The 15,285-nt window shown below is 72.5% G+C and carries 11 protein-coding genes; 1 reads left to right on the forward strand and 10 read right to left on the reverse strand.

Annotated features, from left to right (window positions below; all coding sequences use genetic code 11):
- Positions 1–5: 5 nt before the first annotated feature.
- The 9 genes from AB0D74_RS30665 to AB0D74_RS30705 all read right to left on the reverse strand — a co-directional run bounded on the left by AB0D74_RS30665 (position 6) and on the right by AB0D74_RS30705 (position 13,287).
- A complete protein-coding gene (locus AB0D74_RS30665) occupies positions 6–1,226 on the reverse strand; it encodes a cytochrome P450 (protein ID WP_362594217.1) in 1,221 nt (406 codons plus the stop codon).
- A gap of 43 nt (positions 1,227–1,269) precedes the next feature.
- Positions 1,270–2,664, reverse strand: a complete 1,395-nt coding sequence (locus tag AB0D74_RS30670; RefSeq protein ID WP_362594219.1) for an FAD/NAD(P)-binding oxidoreductase — start codon at positions 2,662–2,664, stop codon at positions 1,270–1,272.
- Entirely contained in the window at positions 2,661–2,927 is a 267-nt protein-coding gene (locus AB0D74_RS30675; protein ID WP_362594221.1) for a ferredoxin, read from the reverse strand. The genes AB0D74_RS30670 and AB0D74_RS30675 overlap by 4 nt, the downstream gene beginning before the upstream one ends.
- Positions 2,928–3,169: 242 nt before the next feature.
- Complete coding sequence (locus AB0D74_RS30680) at positions 3,170–5,032, reverse strand: glycoside hydrolase family 15 protein (protein ID WP_362594223.1); 1,863 nt, start codon at positions 5,030–5,032, stop codon at positions 3,170–3,172.
- A 63-nt stretch (positions 5,033–5,095) separates the two neighbouring features.
- Positions 5,096–5,896, reverse strand: a complete 801-nt coding sequence (locus tag AB0D74_RS30685) for a DUF4239 domain-containing protein (protein WP_362594225.1) — start codon at positions 5,894–5,896, stop codon at positions 5,096–5,098.
- A gap of 116 nt (positions 5,897–6,012) precedes the next feature.
- Positions 6,013–6,471: an ATP-binding protein gene (locus tag AB0D74_RS30690; RefSeq protein WP_362594227.1), complete on the reverse strand. Its 459-nt coding sequence runs from the start codon at positions 6,469–6,471 to the stop codon at positions 6,013–6,015.
- A 94-nt stretch (positions 6,472–6,565) separates the two neighbouring features.
- The gene (locus AB0D74_RS30695) at positions 6,566–8,761 is read right to left on the reverse strand and encodes a serine/threonine-protein kinase (RefSeq protein WP_362594229.1); all 2,196 of its coding nucleotides are present in this window, start codon (positions 8,759–8,761) and stop codon (positions 6,566–6,568) included.
- A gap of 330 nt (positions 8,762–9,091) precedes the next feature.
- Positions 9,092–10,012 carry an NADP-dependent oxidoreductase gene (locus tag AB0D74_RS30700; protein ID WP_362594231.1) on the reverse strand — a complete coding sequence of 307 codons (921 nt, stop codon included), beginning with the start codon at positions 10,010–10,012 and terminating at the stop codon, positions 9,092–9,094.
- A 161-nt stretch (positions 10,013–10,173) separates the two neighbouring features.
- Positions 10,174–13,287 (reverse strand): VCBS repeat-containing protein, encoded by a 3,114-nt coding sequence (locus AB0D74_RS30705; protein WP_362594233.1) that lies wholly within the window; start codon positions 13,285–13,287, stop codon positions 10,174–10,176.
- 541 nt (positions 13,288–13,828) lie between these two features.
- On the opposite strand from AB0D74_RS30705, the gene snpA reads away from it, so the two are divergent.
- Positions 13,829–14,647, forward strand: coding sequence for a snapalysin (gene snpA, locus AB0D74_RS30710; RefSeq protein WP_362594235.1), 819 nt, complete (start codon positions 13,829–13,831; stop codon positions 14,645–14,647).
- Between the two features lie 80 nt (positions 14,648–14,727).
- On the opposite strand, the gene AB0D74_RS30715 is transcribed toward snpA, so the two are convergent.
- On the reverse strand, positions 14,728–15,285 hold a 558-nt coding region (locus AB0D74_RS30715), incomplete at its 5' end, for a DNA-directed RNA polymerase subunit alpha C-terminal domain-containing protein (protein WP_362594237.1).

A 15,285-nucleotide genomic window follows, 5' to 3' on the forward strand; every position in this document is an offset into this window, starting at 1 on the left:
GCGCGCTAACCGCCGTGCTGCTCGACCTGGAGATGGATCGGCCCGCGCAGGACGGGGCTGCGCCGGTACGGCGGCGGGTCGGCGACCAGGGTGGGGGTGTCGAGGCGGCGGGTCAGCTCGGTCAGGGCGATCTGGGCCTCGCGGCGGGCCAGGGGGCCGCCGAAGCAGAGGTGGATGCCGCTGCCGAAGCCGAGGTGCTGGTTGTCCCGCCGGTCGGGGTCGAAGCGGTCCGGGTCGTGGAAGCGGTCGGGGTCGCGGCTGCCCGAGGCCAGCATCAGCATGATCTGCGAGCCCCTGGGGATGACGGTGTCGCCGACGGTGATGTCGCTGTACGCCGCCCGCCACGGGATGATGTGCACCGGCGGTTCGTAGCGCAGGAGTTCCTCGACCAGCGGCACGACCAGGTCCGGTTCGGCACGCAGCCGTTGCAGCAGCTGCGGGTGGCGCAGCAGGGTCAGCATGCCGTTGGTGATGAGGTTGACGGTGGTCTCGTGGCCGGCGATCAGCAGCAGGTTGGCGGTGCTGATGATCTCCTCGTCGGTCATCCGCCCGTCCGGCCCGTCGTCGTTGGCCAGCCGGGACAGCAGGTCGTCGCTCGGGCGGCCGTGGCGTTGTTCCACCAGTCCGCCGAGGTACTCGCGCAGGTCCTGGCGGGCCCGCACGCCGTTGTCGAGTTTCTCCTGCGGGTCGGTCCTGGGGTCGTAGTCGATCGCGTTGATGATGCCGTCGACCCACACCCGGAACCGCGGTTCGTCCTCGCGGGGCACGCCGAGCAGGTGGCAGATCACCGTGACGGGGAACGGGTAGGCGAGGTCGTCGACGATGTCGATCCGCTCCTTGCCCGCGACGTCGTCGATCAGCCCGCCGACGGTGTCGGCCAGGGCGGGTTCCAGGCCGGTCACCAGCCCCGGGGTGTGCGGCGGGCCGAAGTGGCGCATCGCCATCCGCCGCAGGCGGTCGTGCTCGGGCGGGTCCATGTTGATGAACGCGGGCGTGGTCGTGCCCTCGGCCGAGGGCATCGGGTGCGCCAGGTTGCGGACGTCGGAGCTGAGGTGCGGGTTGTGCAGGATCTCCTCCAGCTCGCGGTACGTGCTGATGACGTAGCTGCCGTCGTCCTGCCGGGCCACCGGCGTCCGGCGCAGCTCGGCGTAGAGCGGGTACGGGTCGGCCCGGGAGGAGTAGTCGAGGATCCGGCGCAGTGTGTCGGGCGCCTCGGTCGTGGTCATCTCGCTGTCCTTTCCGCCTGACGGTGGACTCCTGCCGGTGGGCCTAACGGTGGTGCTGGTGCGCGGCCGTCACGCGGCGCTCGCTCGGGTCGTGCCCGGTGACGACCACGGTGGCGCCCTGGGCGAGCAGGGTGGGGCCGGGGAAGTCGACGGGCACCGGTTTCGTGTCGACGGGCTGGCCCGGCGTGGGGCAGGGCGGCGGGAAGGGCGCGGCCGTCTCGATGAGACGCCGGTAGTGGTCCAGCCACTTCGCGTTGTTGAAGGTGACCGCCGCGGTGACCCGGCCCTGGTAGCCGTACGCGGCGACGAAGCGGTGGTCGGACACCGACCCCTGGGTGACGACCACCTCGTCGGCGAAGGTCGGCACGCCGACGGACTTGATGTTGACGCCGAACTGGATCGACCAGAACCGCGGGATGGACAGGTGGGGCCAGCGTTCCGCCTGGCCGTGGACCATGTTGTGGGCGGCGACCTCGGCCTGCTCCACGGCGTTGGCCCAGTGCTCCAGCGAGATGAGCCGGTACTCGTAGACCGGGTTCGGGCAGCGGGCCACGTCCCCGGCGACGAAGACGTCGTCGGTGATCAGCCCGTTGAGGTCCATGGCCCGGCAGCCCGTGTCGCAGGCGACGCCCCAGACCCCCGCCGCAAGGCCGGAGCCCTGCAGCCACTCGGTGTTGCGGATGCCGCCGAGCGCGACCACGGCCACGTCGGCGTCGATCGTGCTGCCGTCGTCGAAGTGGGCCCGGCGCAGCCGCCCCTGGGCGTCGCCCTCCAGCTGCGTGACCTTGACCCCGCACCGCAGGTCGACGCCGTGGGCGCGCTGCATCTCCGCCGCCACCTCGCCGACCATCGCACCGAGCGCCCCGACCAGCGGGTACGGCGCGAGTTCGGCGACGGTCACCGGGATGTCCCGTTCCCGGCAGATGGAGGCGATCTCGGAGCCGGTGAATCCCGCGCCGATGACCAGCACCCGGGAGGGCCCGGCGGCCAGGGCCCGCTGCAGTCCTTCGGCGTGCTCGCGGGTGCGGACGACGAACACCCCGTCCAGCTCCGCCTCGGACTCGACGAACCAGGGCCGGGCCCGCACCCCGGTGGAGATCAGCACCCGGTCGAAGGGGATCTCGCGTCCGTCGGCGAGCCGCACGTGGTCGGTGGCCAGGTCGAGACCGGTGGCGGGCACGCCCAGCAGCCACTCCGCGTCGATCTCGCGGCGGCGCGGCAGCGTGGTGCCGTCGGCCGGCACCCACCCGGTCAGGACCTGCTTGGACAAGGGGGGACGGTCGTAGGGCTCGCCCAGCTCGTCGCCGATCATCGTCAGCGACCCGGTGAACCCCTCGTCGCGCAGGGACTCCGCGGCCCGCAGCCCCGCCAGCGACGCGCCGACGATCACGATGCGGCCGTCGCGCTTGAACGCACGCAGGTTGTCGGCGCTGGTCATGACCTCGACGCCTCCAACGGTGCGTCCCGCCGCTCCGGCCGCCCCTCCAGCCGGTCGACCAGGATCGCCTGCACGGGGCAGGCGATCCTGGTCGCCTGCACGGGGCAGGCCGCCGCGGCCCGCAGCACCCGGTCGCGCTGGGCGTCGTCGGGGGTCGGGTCGTACATCAGCGCTTCCTCGCCGTGCATCCGGAACGCGTCCGGGGCCAGAAACGCGCACTGCGCATACCCTTCGCATCGGGAAAGATCAACGACGACTCGCATCCCGGCCTCCACAGGGGCTGCAGGCTGCGGAGGCGGCACACCGGACCCGCCGGGCCTCCGCAGGAGGTATCTGGTGATCGCGAGAGAGAACGCGAGAGAAAAGCGGGAGTGAGCGGTCGTCACACAACGGCGAACGGTGTCGCCCAGACCGCCCCGGTATCCCGCCATTTCACCCGATCAGCGTATGCCGCGCACACATCGCCCGCACCCCGGGAAGCGCGGTGCGCGCGGCCCCGGAGCGCCTAGGCGTGCCGGACGGGTCCGGAGCGGCGGGCGTCGAGAGCCCGGTCGAGGGTGAGGGCCGAGTCGATGAGGGCGAGATGGGTGAACGCCTGCGGGAAGTTGCCGAGTTGGCGGCCCGTGGGGTCGATCTCCTCGGAGTACAGGCCCAGGTGGTTGGCGTACCCCATCATCTTCTCGAAGACCAGCCGGGCCCGGTCGGTCCGGCCCGCGCGCGCCAGGGCGTCGACGTACATGAACGTGCAGAGCGAGAAGGTGCCCTCCGAGCCGCGCAGGCCGTCGGGCGAGGCCTCCGGGTCGTACCGGTAGACCAGGCTGTCGCTGACCAGTTCCTCCTCCATGGCGTCCAGGGTGGCCGACCACATCGGGTCCTCGGGGGTCAGGAACCCGACCGTCGCCATCCGCAGCAGCGAGGAGTCCAGGACCTCGCTGCCGTAGCGCTGGACGAAGGCCTGCCGGTCCTCGCTCCAGCCCCTGGCCATGACCTGCTCGTAGACGGCGTCCCGCGCGGCCTGCCAGCGGCCGGCCGCCGCCGGCCACCCCTTGGACTCGGCGAGGCGCAGCGCCCGGTCGAACGCCACCCACGACATCACCCGGCCGTACGTGAAGTCCTGGCGGCCTCCGCGGGTCTCCCAGATGCCCTCCTCGGCCTGGTCCCAGTGGTCGGCCAGCCAGTCCAGGTCCGTCCGCAGCGAGGTCCAGCCCCGGTGCCCGACCGTGAAGCCGTGCCGGTGCGCGAAGTAGATGCTGTCCAGGGCCTCGCCGTAGATGTCCAGCTGGAGCTGGGTGGCGGCACCGTTGCCGATCCGGACCGGGGCGGAGCCCGCGTAGCCCTCCCAGTGACCGAGGATCTGCTCGCTCAGCTCGGAGGATCCGTCGACCTTGTACATGATGTCGAGCGGGCCCGTGCTCCGGTCGCCGCCCGCCCCCTCCCTGACCCGGTCGCCCAGCCAGCTGATGAACGCCCTGGCCTCCTCCGTGAAACCCAGTCCCAGCAGGGCGTACACGGAGAAGGAGGCGTCCCGGATCCAGGTGAAGCGGTAGTCCCAGTTGCGCTCGCCGCCCAGCTGCTCCGGGAGCGCCGCCGTGGGGGCGGCCACCACCGCGCCGCTCGGGGCGAAGGTCATGAGCTTCAGCGTGATCGCGGACCGCTCCACCACCTCCCGCCAGCGCCCGGTGTAGGTGGACTGCGCCATCCAGGACTGCCAGAACCCCGCCGTCTCGTCGAAGAGCTGTTCGCGTTCGGCTCGCCGGATCTCCCTGGGCGGTCCCTCGGCACCCGTCTCCAGGATCAGCCCGCGCTGCTCACCGGCTTCCAGGGTGAGCGTGACCTGGAGGTCGGCGTCCCGGTACGTCAGCACGTCCGCGAGCCGCCGGTCCTCCGGCTCCCGGACGGGGTGCACGGTGAGTTCCGTACCGTCCTCCGCGGCGAAGACCGCTCCGTGCTGGGTGATGTGCAACTGGTGCTTCATGCGCCCGTAGTCGAACCGCGGGGCGATCTCCACGACGAAGGTCATGGTGCCGCGCACACAGCGGACCAGGCGGACCAGCCGGTGCCGGTCCGTGACCGTCGTGCCGGTCACGGGCATGAGGTCGACCACCTCGCCGGCGCCCGCCTCGGTCATGAACCGGGTCACCAGGATCGCCGTGTCCGGCAGGTACAACTGCTTGGTCGAATAGGTCGGGTGCGCCGGCCGGACCGTGCAGTGGCCGCCCTTGTCCTTGTCCAGCAGTGCCCCGAACACACTCGGCGAGTCGAACCGCGGGGAGCAGAACCAGTCGACCGCCCCGTCCGTGGTGACCAGCGCCGCGGTCTGCAGGTCGCCGATCAGCCCGTGGTTCTCGATCAGCGGGTAGTCGTCCATCGGGGCGCCCCTTCCGGTGTGCGATTCACCCGAATGCCCCCGGATCAGCGTATGCCCGCGCGCTCAGCGCTGCGACGCCGGCCAGTACTGGGCGAGGGCCCCTTCCCGGTACGGGGCCGGGCTGACGCTCAGGTCGCCGGAGAAGGGGCGGTCCAGGACGAAGACCAGCAGCAGGCTGAAGCCGACGAGCCCGGCGACCGACGCGACGAACAGGATCTGGACCCGCAGTTTGCGCATCCCGAACAGGAACGTGAGCGGGACCAGGACGAGGGCGCCGCCGACGGCCAGGACCTGGAGCAGCGGGGGAAGTTCCTGCCGGGCCATGGTGATGCGGGCGCGCCGCTGGGAGGCGACGTCGTCGAGGTGGCCGACGGTCTGCTCGTAGAAGACCTGCTCCTGCTCGGTCTTCGGGTCGTACGTCTGCAACACGTGGAAGGCGGCCTGGAGATGGGTCTCCGTGGCCCCGTAGCTGGGGTGTCCCGCGCGCATCCGCGGCCACTGGTCCTCGACGACCGCGTGCACGTAGCCGCTCATGGCCGAGTCGACGCCGGCCCGCACCGCCGCCGGGAAGGCGGCGGCGTCCCGGGTGATCAGCGCCGCGTCGGTGGCCTCGGCGGCGACGATGGTCTGGGTCTCCTCCAGCTGCGTCCACAGCGTGACGATCACGAAGGCGAGGATGATCCCGTAGATGGCGCCGAACATCCCCAGCGTCACCCCCACCATGTCGTTGTGCTCCCCGCCGGCCAGCGACGGGTACCTGCGCCGCAGCAGCACGCTGCCGGCGACGGCCACGAGAACGGTGCCGCCGACGGTGACGACGGCCAGCGTGAAGGTGCTGAAGTGGTTGAGCAGCCAGAGCGACATGGGCCCGGAGTCTAGGCCGGACGCAACGCCCCGAAACCGCTGCTCAGTTGGCGGCCGTGGGCGCACGGGGAGAAGTTCACACCACCGGGTGAGCGGGCCGGGTCGCCCGCCGGTGTCTAGGGGGCGGCGGGCCCGCGCAGGCGGAGGTGCGCGACGACCTGCTTGCCGGTCTCCCGCGCGGCCTCGACGGTGTGCAGCCGGCCGCACAGCCGGGTGACCAGGTGCAGGCCGTGTCCGCCGACGCGGCGGGGGTCGTGCGCGGGCAGTACGGGCGGCCGGGGCGAACTGTCGCTCACCGCGATGCGCAGCAGGCCGGCGTCGGCCGACACCTCCAGGGCCAGACCGACCGGCCCGGGTGCGTGGCGTACCGCGTTGGTGACCAGCTCGCTGACGACGAGCTGGGCGTCCTGACTCGGCCGGTGGTCGGGGGGATGCCCGGCCCGGGCCAGCAGCGCGCGTACGGCGGCCCGGGCGGCTGCGATCGGGGTGTCCGCGGTGTCCCAGGTGGCGCGGTAGCGCAGCGGCGTCCCGGGTTCCTCTCCGTCCGAAGCCCGGTTCCTCAGCGGGGTGACCATAGAGAACTCTTTCCTTGGGCGTCCTCGTCGTCCGACACAGGCTCTCGCCGTCGTACGCATGCGCCTACCCGCCGTCTCCTCGTTCATGAGGCGGTCAGCCGGGGCCGTCCGGGCTTCGGGAGAAGGCCGTGTCGCCGGCCGTCGCGACGATCGCGTCCCTGACGAGCAGTACCTGGGGCGGGTAGCTCTGCGTCTTGTCGCCGGGATCGTCGAGTGCGGAGGTGCGCCAGACCTCCGCCCCGGTGCGGCTGTCCAGGGCCAGCAGGCGCCCGAACCGGTTGGCGAAGTAGACCCGCCCGTACGTCGCGGACACCGCGGGCGCGGAGAGGCTCTCCACGTCCGTCACCTTCCGCCAGAGTTCCCTGCCGCTGTCCGCCGACACCGCGGTGACCGACCCGTCGGACCGGACGAAGTAGACGACACCGTCCACCAGGGTGGCCGCGCCGGTCAGCGGACGGGCCAGCGGCATCCGGGTGATCTTCCCGGTGTCCGGGGCCACCCGCAGCAGCGCGTTGTACGGCCGTTCGTACCCGGCTTCGTACACGTCCTTCGCGGTCTGCGGGGCGAGGAACAGGGGTTGCCCGCCGACGGCGCCGAGCGTCTCCGACTTCTTGGGCAGGGTGGCGGTCCCGCTCAGGCTGCCGGGTCCGAGCCGCATCAGCTCGACCGGGGCCTGGCCCGCCTCGGTGCCCTGCGTGCACAGGGCGTAGGGGGCGCCGCCCAGCACCGACGGGGTGCAGTACTCGTCGAGCGAGGGCGCCCGCCACAGCTCCTTGCCGGACGTCCCGTAGGCCACGAACGACGCGGCGTCGGGAGACAGGGTCAGCAGCCCGCCGTCGTACAGGACCGCGTCCTCGGACTTGCTGATGTCGCGCTGCCAGCGCCGGTGCCCGGTGCCCGCGTCGAGGGCGACCACGCGCCTGACGGTGTCGTCCGGGTCCTCGTACATGTAGACCAGCCCGTCGCGGACGCCGATCGGCCGCACCCCCTGGGGGCGGGTCCCGGCCCGCCACAGGGTGCGGCCGGAGGACGCGTCGATCCTGGCGGCCGTGAAGCCCGTACCGCCGCAGAACAGGGCGCTGCCCGCCGCCACGCAGCCGGGGGTGCCGTAGTCGAGGGGGATGCCCCGCACGTCGTACCGCAGTGCCTGCTGCCAGGGCCGCCAGCCCTCGGGCAGTGCGGCGGTACGGGCGGTGGCGGTGGCCGTGGCGGGCCCGGAGGCGGCGGAGGAGGCCGGGCCCGACACGAAGTCGGCCACTCCGGCACCCAGCAGGGCGACCGCCAGCACCGCGCCGAGGCCGGTGAGCAGCATCCGGGCCCGGCGCCGCCTGCCGGTGGCGGTGGGAGCAGCGGTGGCGGTGGAAGTGACACCCGTACCGGTGCCGGTGCCGGTGCCTGTGCCTGTCCTGGCGCCCGCTGACGTGGGGGCCGTGCTCCGGGGCTTCGCGGGCCGCCCGGCCGCCGGGGACGCGACGGCGCCGGACTCCGGCAGCGCCCGGAGCAGGCGGTGTATCTCCGTCAGTTCCGGCCGTGCGCCGGGGTCCTTGTCCAGGCAGCGCTCGACGATGTCGAGGAACGCCTCGGGCACCCCGTCGAGGGCCGGGGTCCCGTGCACCACCTGATAGCCGGTGATGTAGGGGCTGTCGGCGTCGAACGGTCCCGTGCCGACGGCCGCGAAGACCAGCAGCGACCCCAGCGAGAAGACGTCCGAGGCCGGGGTGACGTCCCGGGGAGCGGCCAGTTGCTCCGGCGACATGAAGGGCGGGGTGCCGATCATCCGCCCGGTCGTGGTGAGGCTCTGGTTGTCGGCCGCGCGCGATATGCCGAAGTCGATGACGCGCGGCCCGTCGTCGGTCATCAGGACGTTGCGCGGTTTGAGGTCGCGGTGGACCAGGCCCGCCCGGTGGATGTCGCGCAGCGCCTCGGCGAGCCCCAGTCCCAGCGCGCGCAGGTCCCGCGGACTCAACGGGCCGTCCCTCTCGACGACTTCGGCGAGGTTGAGGCCCGGTACGTAGAGCGTCGCCATCCACGGCCGGTCGGCGTCCGGGTCGGCGTCCACGACCGGCGCGGTGAAGGCGCCGCTGACTCTGCGGGCCGCCGCGATCTCCTGCCGGAAGCGCGTCCGGAACTCCTCCTCCTGCGCGTACGCCCCGCGCACGAGTTTGACCGCGACCTGCCGTCCCGAGGCGGAGACCCCCAGATAGACGACCCCCATGCCGCCCGCGCCGAGCCGGCCGAGCAGGGTGTAGCCGCCTATGGACTCCGGGTCCCCGGTGTTCAGGGGCGTCATCGCCGATCATCCCTCCCAGCGCCTGCCTGCCTCACGGGGATCACAGTAGGGCCTGCCGCCGGGTCGGTCCTCGGCGCCCGAGGTCCACGGCGCGCCGACGGTCGCGTACTCCGCCGGTGAAGTCCGCCGACCGAGCCCGTAGTTGCTCGCGTGCGGCACGTGCTCCCGTCCGGCCGGGTGCTCCACGGGGCCGGCCCGGGTGGCGCCGCGCGGCGCCGGATCCCCGACCCGGTCCCGGCCGCGACCACGCCCTCGCCGCGCCCGCGCTGCCGAGGTGTCAGCCGCGGACGGCGGCGGCCTCGTCGAAGGCCTGTTGCACGGGCGGGGGCTTCAGTCCTCGACGACGCGGATGATCGTCTTGCCCGGGGTCCGCGGGCCCGGGCCGAACGCCGCGGGGGCTTCGGCGAGCGGCCGTACGGCGCCGACGACCGGCTTGAGCCTGCCGTCCCGCACCCGGGCGGCCAGGTCGGCGAGGCGGGCCCGGTCGGGTTCGACGACGAAGAAGACCGCGCGCCCGTCCCCGGGCCGGACCTTGGGCGGCACGGCGATGGTGACGAGCGTGCCGCCGGCCCGGACCAGGGCCGCCGAGCGGTCGAGGACGTCGCCGCCGATCACGTCGAGAACGACGTCGACCTCGCCGGCGTCCGCCAGGTTCTCGCTCTGGAGGTCCAGGAAGACGTCGACGCCCAGGGCGAGCGCCCGCTCCCGGTCGGCGGTCCGGCCGGTGCCGATCACCCGGGCGCCGGCCTCGCGGGCGAGTTGCACGGCGATCGAGCCGACCCCGCCCGTGGCCCCGTGGACCAGGACGGTCTGCCCGGTGGCCAGCCGGCCGTGGTCGAACAGGCCCTGCCAGGCGGTCAGGCCGGAGATCGGCAGCGCGGCGGCCGTGACGTGGTCGATGTCCGCCGGCAGTGGCGCGAGGTTGCGGGCCTCCACCGCGGTGTACTCGGCGAGCGATCCGTCGCGGGTCCAGTCGGCCAGCCCGAACACCCGCTGACCGACGCTCAGGCCGGTGGTGCCGTACCCCAACTCCGCCACGACACCGGACAGTTCGTGACCGGGCACGCTCGGCGTCCGGTCCCGTCCCGCGCGGTCGGTCCAGGTGCCCGGCCAGTCCAGCTCGCCGGGGGTGAAGCCCGCGGCGTGCACCCGCACGACGACGTCGTTCTCGGCCGCGTGGGGGTAGGGGTGCTCCGTCAGCGACAGCCCTGCCAGGCCTGCGTCGCGGTCTCGTACGGTGATGGCTTTCATGAGCATCCGTTCCTTACCGGGCAGTTTGTCCGGGTTGACAACCCTACGGTACGCGGCGACCAGGCCGCCCGTGGTCCGCACCGTGCCGACGGAGCACACCCGAACACGAGCGCCCGGAGGCAGCAAGCCCCCGGGCGCCTTCGGCGGAACCGACTCACCGCCTACGAGAGGGACTTGTAGCCGCCCCAGCCGCTCGCGATCTGCGCCCGCGCGCCGAACGAGCCCTTGCCGTCCCCGTTGTTGCGCCACACCTTGCCGCCGGTGTCGCGGGAGACCAGGTCCGGCCTGCCGTCGCCCGTGATGTCGCCGACCCCGACGACGGCGTTGTACGAGCCGCCCCAGTCCGAGAAGACCTTGACGCGGGCCGCGAACGTGCCGTCGCCCCTGCCGTTGTAGCGGTAGAGGTTGTTCGACCTGTCCTGGGCCAGGAGGTCGGCCTTGCCGTCACCCGTGATGTCGCCGACGCCGAGGATCTTCTTGTACGTCTTCCAGTTGTCGTAGAGCTTCACGCGGGCCGCGAGCTTGCCGGTGCTCGTCCCCTTGTAGAGGTAGACCGCTCCGGTGGACGCGTTCCGCGCGATCAGGTCCGGGCGGCCGTCCCCGCTGACGTCACCGGGCGAGGTGAGCACGTTGTACTGGGTCCAGCCGCTGGTGCCGAGGGTGGTGTACTTCGTCGACGGCTTGACCGCCGCCCCGCAGCCCGGCTTGTACAGCCGCAGCGCGCCGCTGCTGTAGCGGACGAGGACGTCGTTGCAGCGGTCGCCGCCGAGGTCGCCGAAGGGGACCGCCAGGACGGTCGTGGGCCAGCCGCTGCCGGTGTACCTGTCGCCGAACTTCCCCGTCCCCGTGCCGCTGTGGAAGGTCAGCCCGCCCGAGGAGCTCAGGGTGAGCAGGTCACCGCGGCCGTCCGGGCCGTCGGGGCTGACGAAGTCGCGGCGCACCGCGGCTCCGCGTTGCAGGAAGCCCTCACCGCTGGTCACGGTGTTCGCGGCGGCGGTGCCGAGGCCGGTCGCCTTCAGGGTCCAGGTGAAGTGGCCGTTGGGGAAGTAACTCCCGCCCGCCGTCTTCCCGTTCCAGGTCGCCGCCACCCGGGCCGGGGTCGCGCCGCCGGTGAGGGTGCGGGTGGCCCTGCCGTTGGCGCCGCTCTGGAGCGAGGTGAGGGTGAGCGACCAGGAGGTGACCGGGCGGGACAGCACCCAGTCGCCCTCGAAGGGCGTCCCGGGGTCCACGTGGCTGCCGGCCGAGGTCTCGAAGGCCGTCACGGCGGACGGGGCGATGCCCGTGGTGGTGACGTGGGTGCGCTCGTAGACGTCGAACCAGGCGACCAGACCGGTGTACTCGTCGACCGTCCAGCGGTAACGGCGGTCCACGGACAGGCCCTTGTCGGCCAGGTCGGAGGCGATGGTGCGGGTGGTGCCGGTGGCCGCCTCGGTGCGGACCAGGGTGTGCGTGCCGTGGTCGTGGCGGACGGTGAACCCGTCGCCGAGCAGCACGTCGCCGGGGGTGACCGCCCTGGCCGTACCGGACTTGGTGTCGTACACGCCCGCCGAGTCCGTCCCGCAGGCCCAGTACACCCAGCGCCCCGCCGCCTGGAGTTCGCTCGGCACGCAGGCCAGGCCCGGGACGGTCACGGTGCTGAGCGTCCTCTCCTCCGGGATGCCGTACGAGGTGAGCTTCCCGGCGGTGGTGGTGGCGCTCCACAGGGTGGAGCCGTTCAGGGCGGCGGCGCGCACGGACCGCTTCAGCTTCTGGCCCTGGCCGAATTCGCCGACATACTGCGCCGGGCCGGTGCCGCCGGAGTCGAAGACGGCGTAGTCGTCGGAGACGTCGACGATGTGGCCGCCCCGGCCGCCGAAGTCCAGGTCGTGGCCGCCGATCTCCACCAGCCGGTCGTCGCCGAGGCTCTCGCCCTCGTCGGTGCCGCCGTTCGCGTCGAGGTAGACGTCCCGGGCGGCGAGGTTGCCCCACAGCGCCGAGCAGGTGGCGCCCTCGTACGGGCAGAGGGCCCTGTAGACCGAACCGCTCGCCGTGGCCTCGGACGCCGTGAGCACGGCGGAGCCGTCGGTGGTGAGGGTGCGCACGGAGGTGGCGTCCGCGACGGCGTCCGGGTCGTCCTCGGCGACCCGCAGGCTGCCGCGGCTGAGCGCGATGCCCGTCTTGGCGTTCTCCAGCGCCGGGGTCTGCTGGACCTTCGCCACCTTCGGCGTGCCGTCCGCATCCTGGGTCACCCGCCGCACCCACCAGTCGGTGGCGTCGGTGCCGCCGGTGACCAGCGCACCGCCGTCCCCCGCCGCCACCGTGTACGCGCCCGCGCTCGCCAGCAGCGTCTGCTGCGCCGAGGGGTCGTCCACGTCGACCGCGAGCAGCCGGGAGCCGAGCGCGCTGGAGGACAGCGGCAGCACCAGCCAGTCGCCGACCAGGACCGGGTCGCCGTCGAGCGCGCCCGGGTGGGCGGGCAGCGCGACGACCTGCTCGGCTGCGGTGAGGTCGGTGCGGGACTTCAGGTGCAGCTCGGCGGTGCCGGAGTCGTACCAGCCGACACGGTCCTCGCTCATCACGTAGTGATCGCCGTAGGCGGTTTCGTCGAACAGGGTGGTGCTCACGGCCGAGGCGATGTCGATGTAACGGAGCGAGCCGAAGGTGCGCTCCGCCACGAACACTCCGGCGGAGTCCGCGGCGAGCACGTCCTCACTCGTGAGGTTCGTCGCGTCCCCGGTGACCGTGCGGGTGCGCCACTCGCCGTCGGCCCTGTCGATCAGGGAGTGGGTGGTGACGATCGTGTCGCCCGCGAGGGCCCGGTAGTAGCCCTCGGCGGAGGCGCTCCAGCTCACCTTCTCGGAGGTGGCCGTCGCCGGGTCCCACAGCGTGGCGTAGGTGTCGTTGGCCGTGGTCGGCAGTGCGACCAGGTCGCCGTCCGCGCCGTACCAGGCGGTGCGGCACGCGGAGCCGATGGAGGTGCAGCCGGTGCCCGGGGTGTAGACGCCGGCGGCGTTCTCCACGGTCACGGTCCTGCCGGTCGCGTAGTCGGTCCACAGCAGTCCGGTCCTGCCGGTCTGCCGGTGCAGGAAGCCGGTGTCGCCCGCGACGTACGGGCGGTCGGTGCGCGGTGTGGTGGAGCCCGGGTCGACCAGAGTGATCGCGGCGGTCCCGGCCTCGGCCGCCGCCGCGGAGCCGCCGCTCTCCGACAGGACGGCGACGGACGCTGCCACGACGGCGAGCGCGAGCGAGGAGATGGCAGCGGTGAGCCCGCCCCGTCTCAGGGCGTGTCTGCCCACGTGAAGTTCCCTCCCCTACGAGGGCCCCCGCCCTCGCACAAGTGGCCGGATCTTACCCGACTCTTACCAGCGGACAGCGATCGCTCGGCGGCAACTCATGGCCGGTAAAGCAGGAAATAAACGGAAGCTCACGTTCTATGACCTCGGTCACAGGGTTCGACCGATCCACCGGTGTGCTTAGTAGACACGGCACGGCAGACATTTGGGCATTTGTCCGTCTTGGACCTGATGTGGAGCCCGGTGCGGTTCCCGGAACTCCGCCCGGCCGACCACCCGGCCCACCACCCCCGTACCGCACGGCTTCTGACGCCGCGCCAGTTCCCCCGCCCGCCGCCGTACCCGGGCCGCAGGTCCGCGCACCGCCTTTTCGAGCTCCGGCGACCTACGAGGCCGCGTAGTGGCGGGACCCCTTTGCGCTCCCTGTGAAGCCGTTCTAAGAATGTCGACCCACAGGACGTCGCCGCAGTTCGGAACCGGTGTGTACGCCGAGTCGACCGCGCACCGGGCGCTCGGCGTCACCGAGTGAGTAGGAGCCCCCCACATGAACGCGTCCCGAACGTCCGCGAGACCCCTCGCTCTCGCCCTCACGGTCGGCCTGGGCCTGGCCGCAAGCGCGCTGGGCGCGGCGGCGCCGGCGAGCGCCCGGACGGCCGCCGCCCCGTCCGCCTCCGCCGGCAACCGCGTGGCGCGGTACGACGGGACGGGTGAGGAGGCCGCCGGCAACAAGGCGTTCTTCCAGGCCGTGCTCAAGTCGGTCGCCGAGAAGCGCGCCGCCCAGCCCGCCGGGCAGGCCGTGACCATCTACTACGACGACTCGCGGGCACCGAGCTTCCGCTCGCAGATAGCGAGCGCGGCCTCGATCTGGAACAGCTCCGAGTCCAACGTCAAGCTCCAGGAGGCGTCGAGCGGTGCCGACTTCTCCTACTACGAGGGCAACGACCAGCGCGGGTCCTACGCCTCCACCAACGGCCACGGAGGCGGCTACATCTTCATCGACTACACCCAGAGCCGGCAGTACGACTCGGTGCGCGTCGTCGCCCACGAGACCGGGCACGTGCTGGGCCTTCAGGACGACTACAGCGGGCCGTGCAGCGAGCTGATGTCGGGCGGCGGTGCCGGCCCGTCCTGCACCAACCGCCAGCCGGACGCCGCGGAGCGCTCGCGCGTCGACCAGCTGTGGGCCACCGGGAGCGCGCAGAGCACGGGCAGCACGGCGAACCAGCCGGCCGATCGGTCGAGCAGCACGGTGAACCAGCCCGCCGGCCAGCCGAGCACCACGGCGCAGGTACCGACCCTGATACCGGGGCAGGGTACGGGCCAGGTTCCGGGGCGTCTGATCCTCGTCACGCCCTGGGGCTGACGGCCCGGACCGCTGGAACCCCGCCGGTGGGCCGACGGGGTTCCAGCGGTGTGCAGTACCGCTCGGTCAGTACTGCTCGGTCAGTACTGCTCGGTCTCCATGAAGCCCGTGCCCCCGTTGTCGTCCGCGCCGAACGCGTCGACGGCGGCGGTCGGGTCGAATCCGGGCGGGCTGTCCTTGAGGGCCAGGCCCATCCCGGCCAGCTTCGCCTTGACCTCGTCGATGGACTTCGCACCGAAGTTGCGGATGTCCAGGAGGTCCGCCTCGGAGCGCGCCACGAGCTCGCCCACCGAGTGGACGCCCTCACGCTTGAGGCAGTTGTAGGAACGGACCGTGAGCTCCAGCTCCTCGATCGGCAGCGCCAGATCGGCGGCGAGAGCGGAGTCCGTCGGGGACGGGCCCATGTCGATGCCCTCGGCGTCGATGTTCAGCTCACGCGCCAGACCGAACAGCTCGACCAGCGTCTTGCCCGCGGAGGCCATGCCGTCGCGGGGACGCATCGCCTGCTTGGTCTCGACGTCGACGATCAGCTTGTCGAAGTCCGTGCGCTGCTCGACACGGGTCGCCTCGACCTTGTACGTGACCTTGAGCACCGGCGAGTAGATCGAGTCGACCGGGATACGCCCGATCTCCTGACC

This window comes from Streptomyces sp. NPDC048278, from assembly GCF_040652195.1.
Taxonomy (GTDB): domain Bacteria; phylum Actinomycetota; class Actinomycetes; order Streptomycetales; family Streptomycetaceae; genus Streptomyces.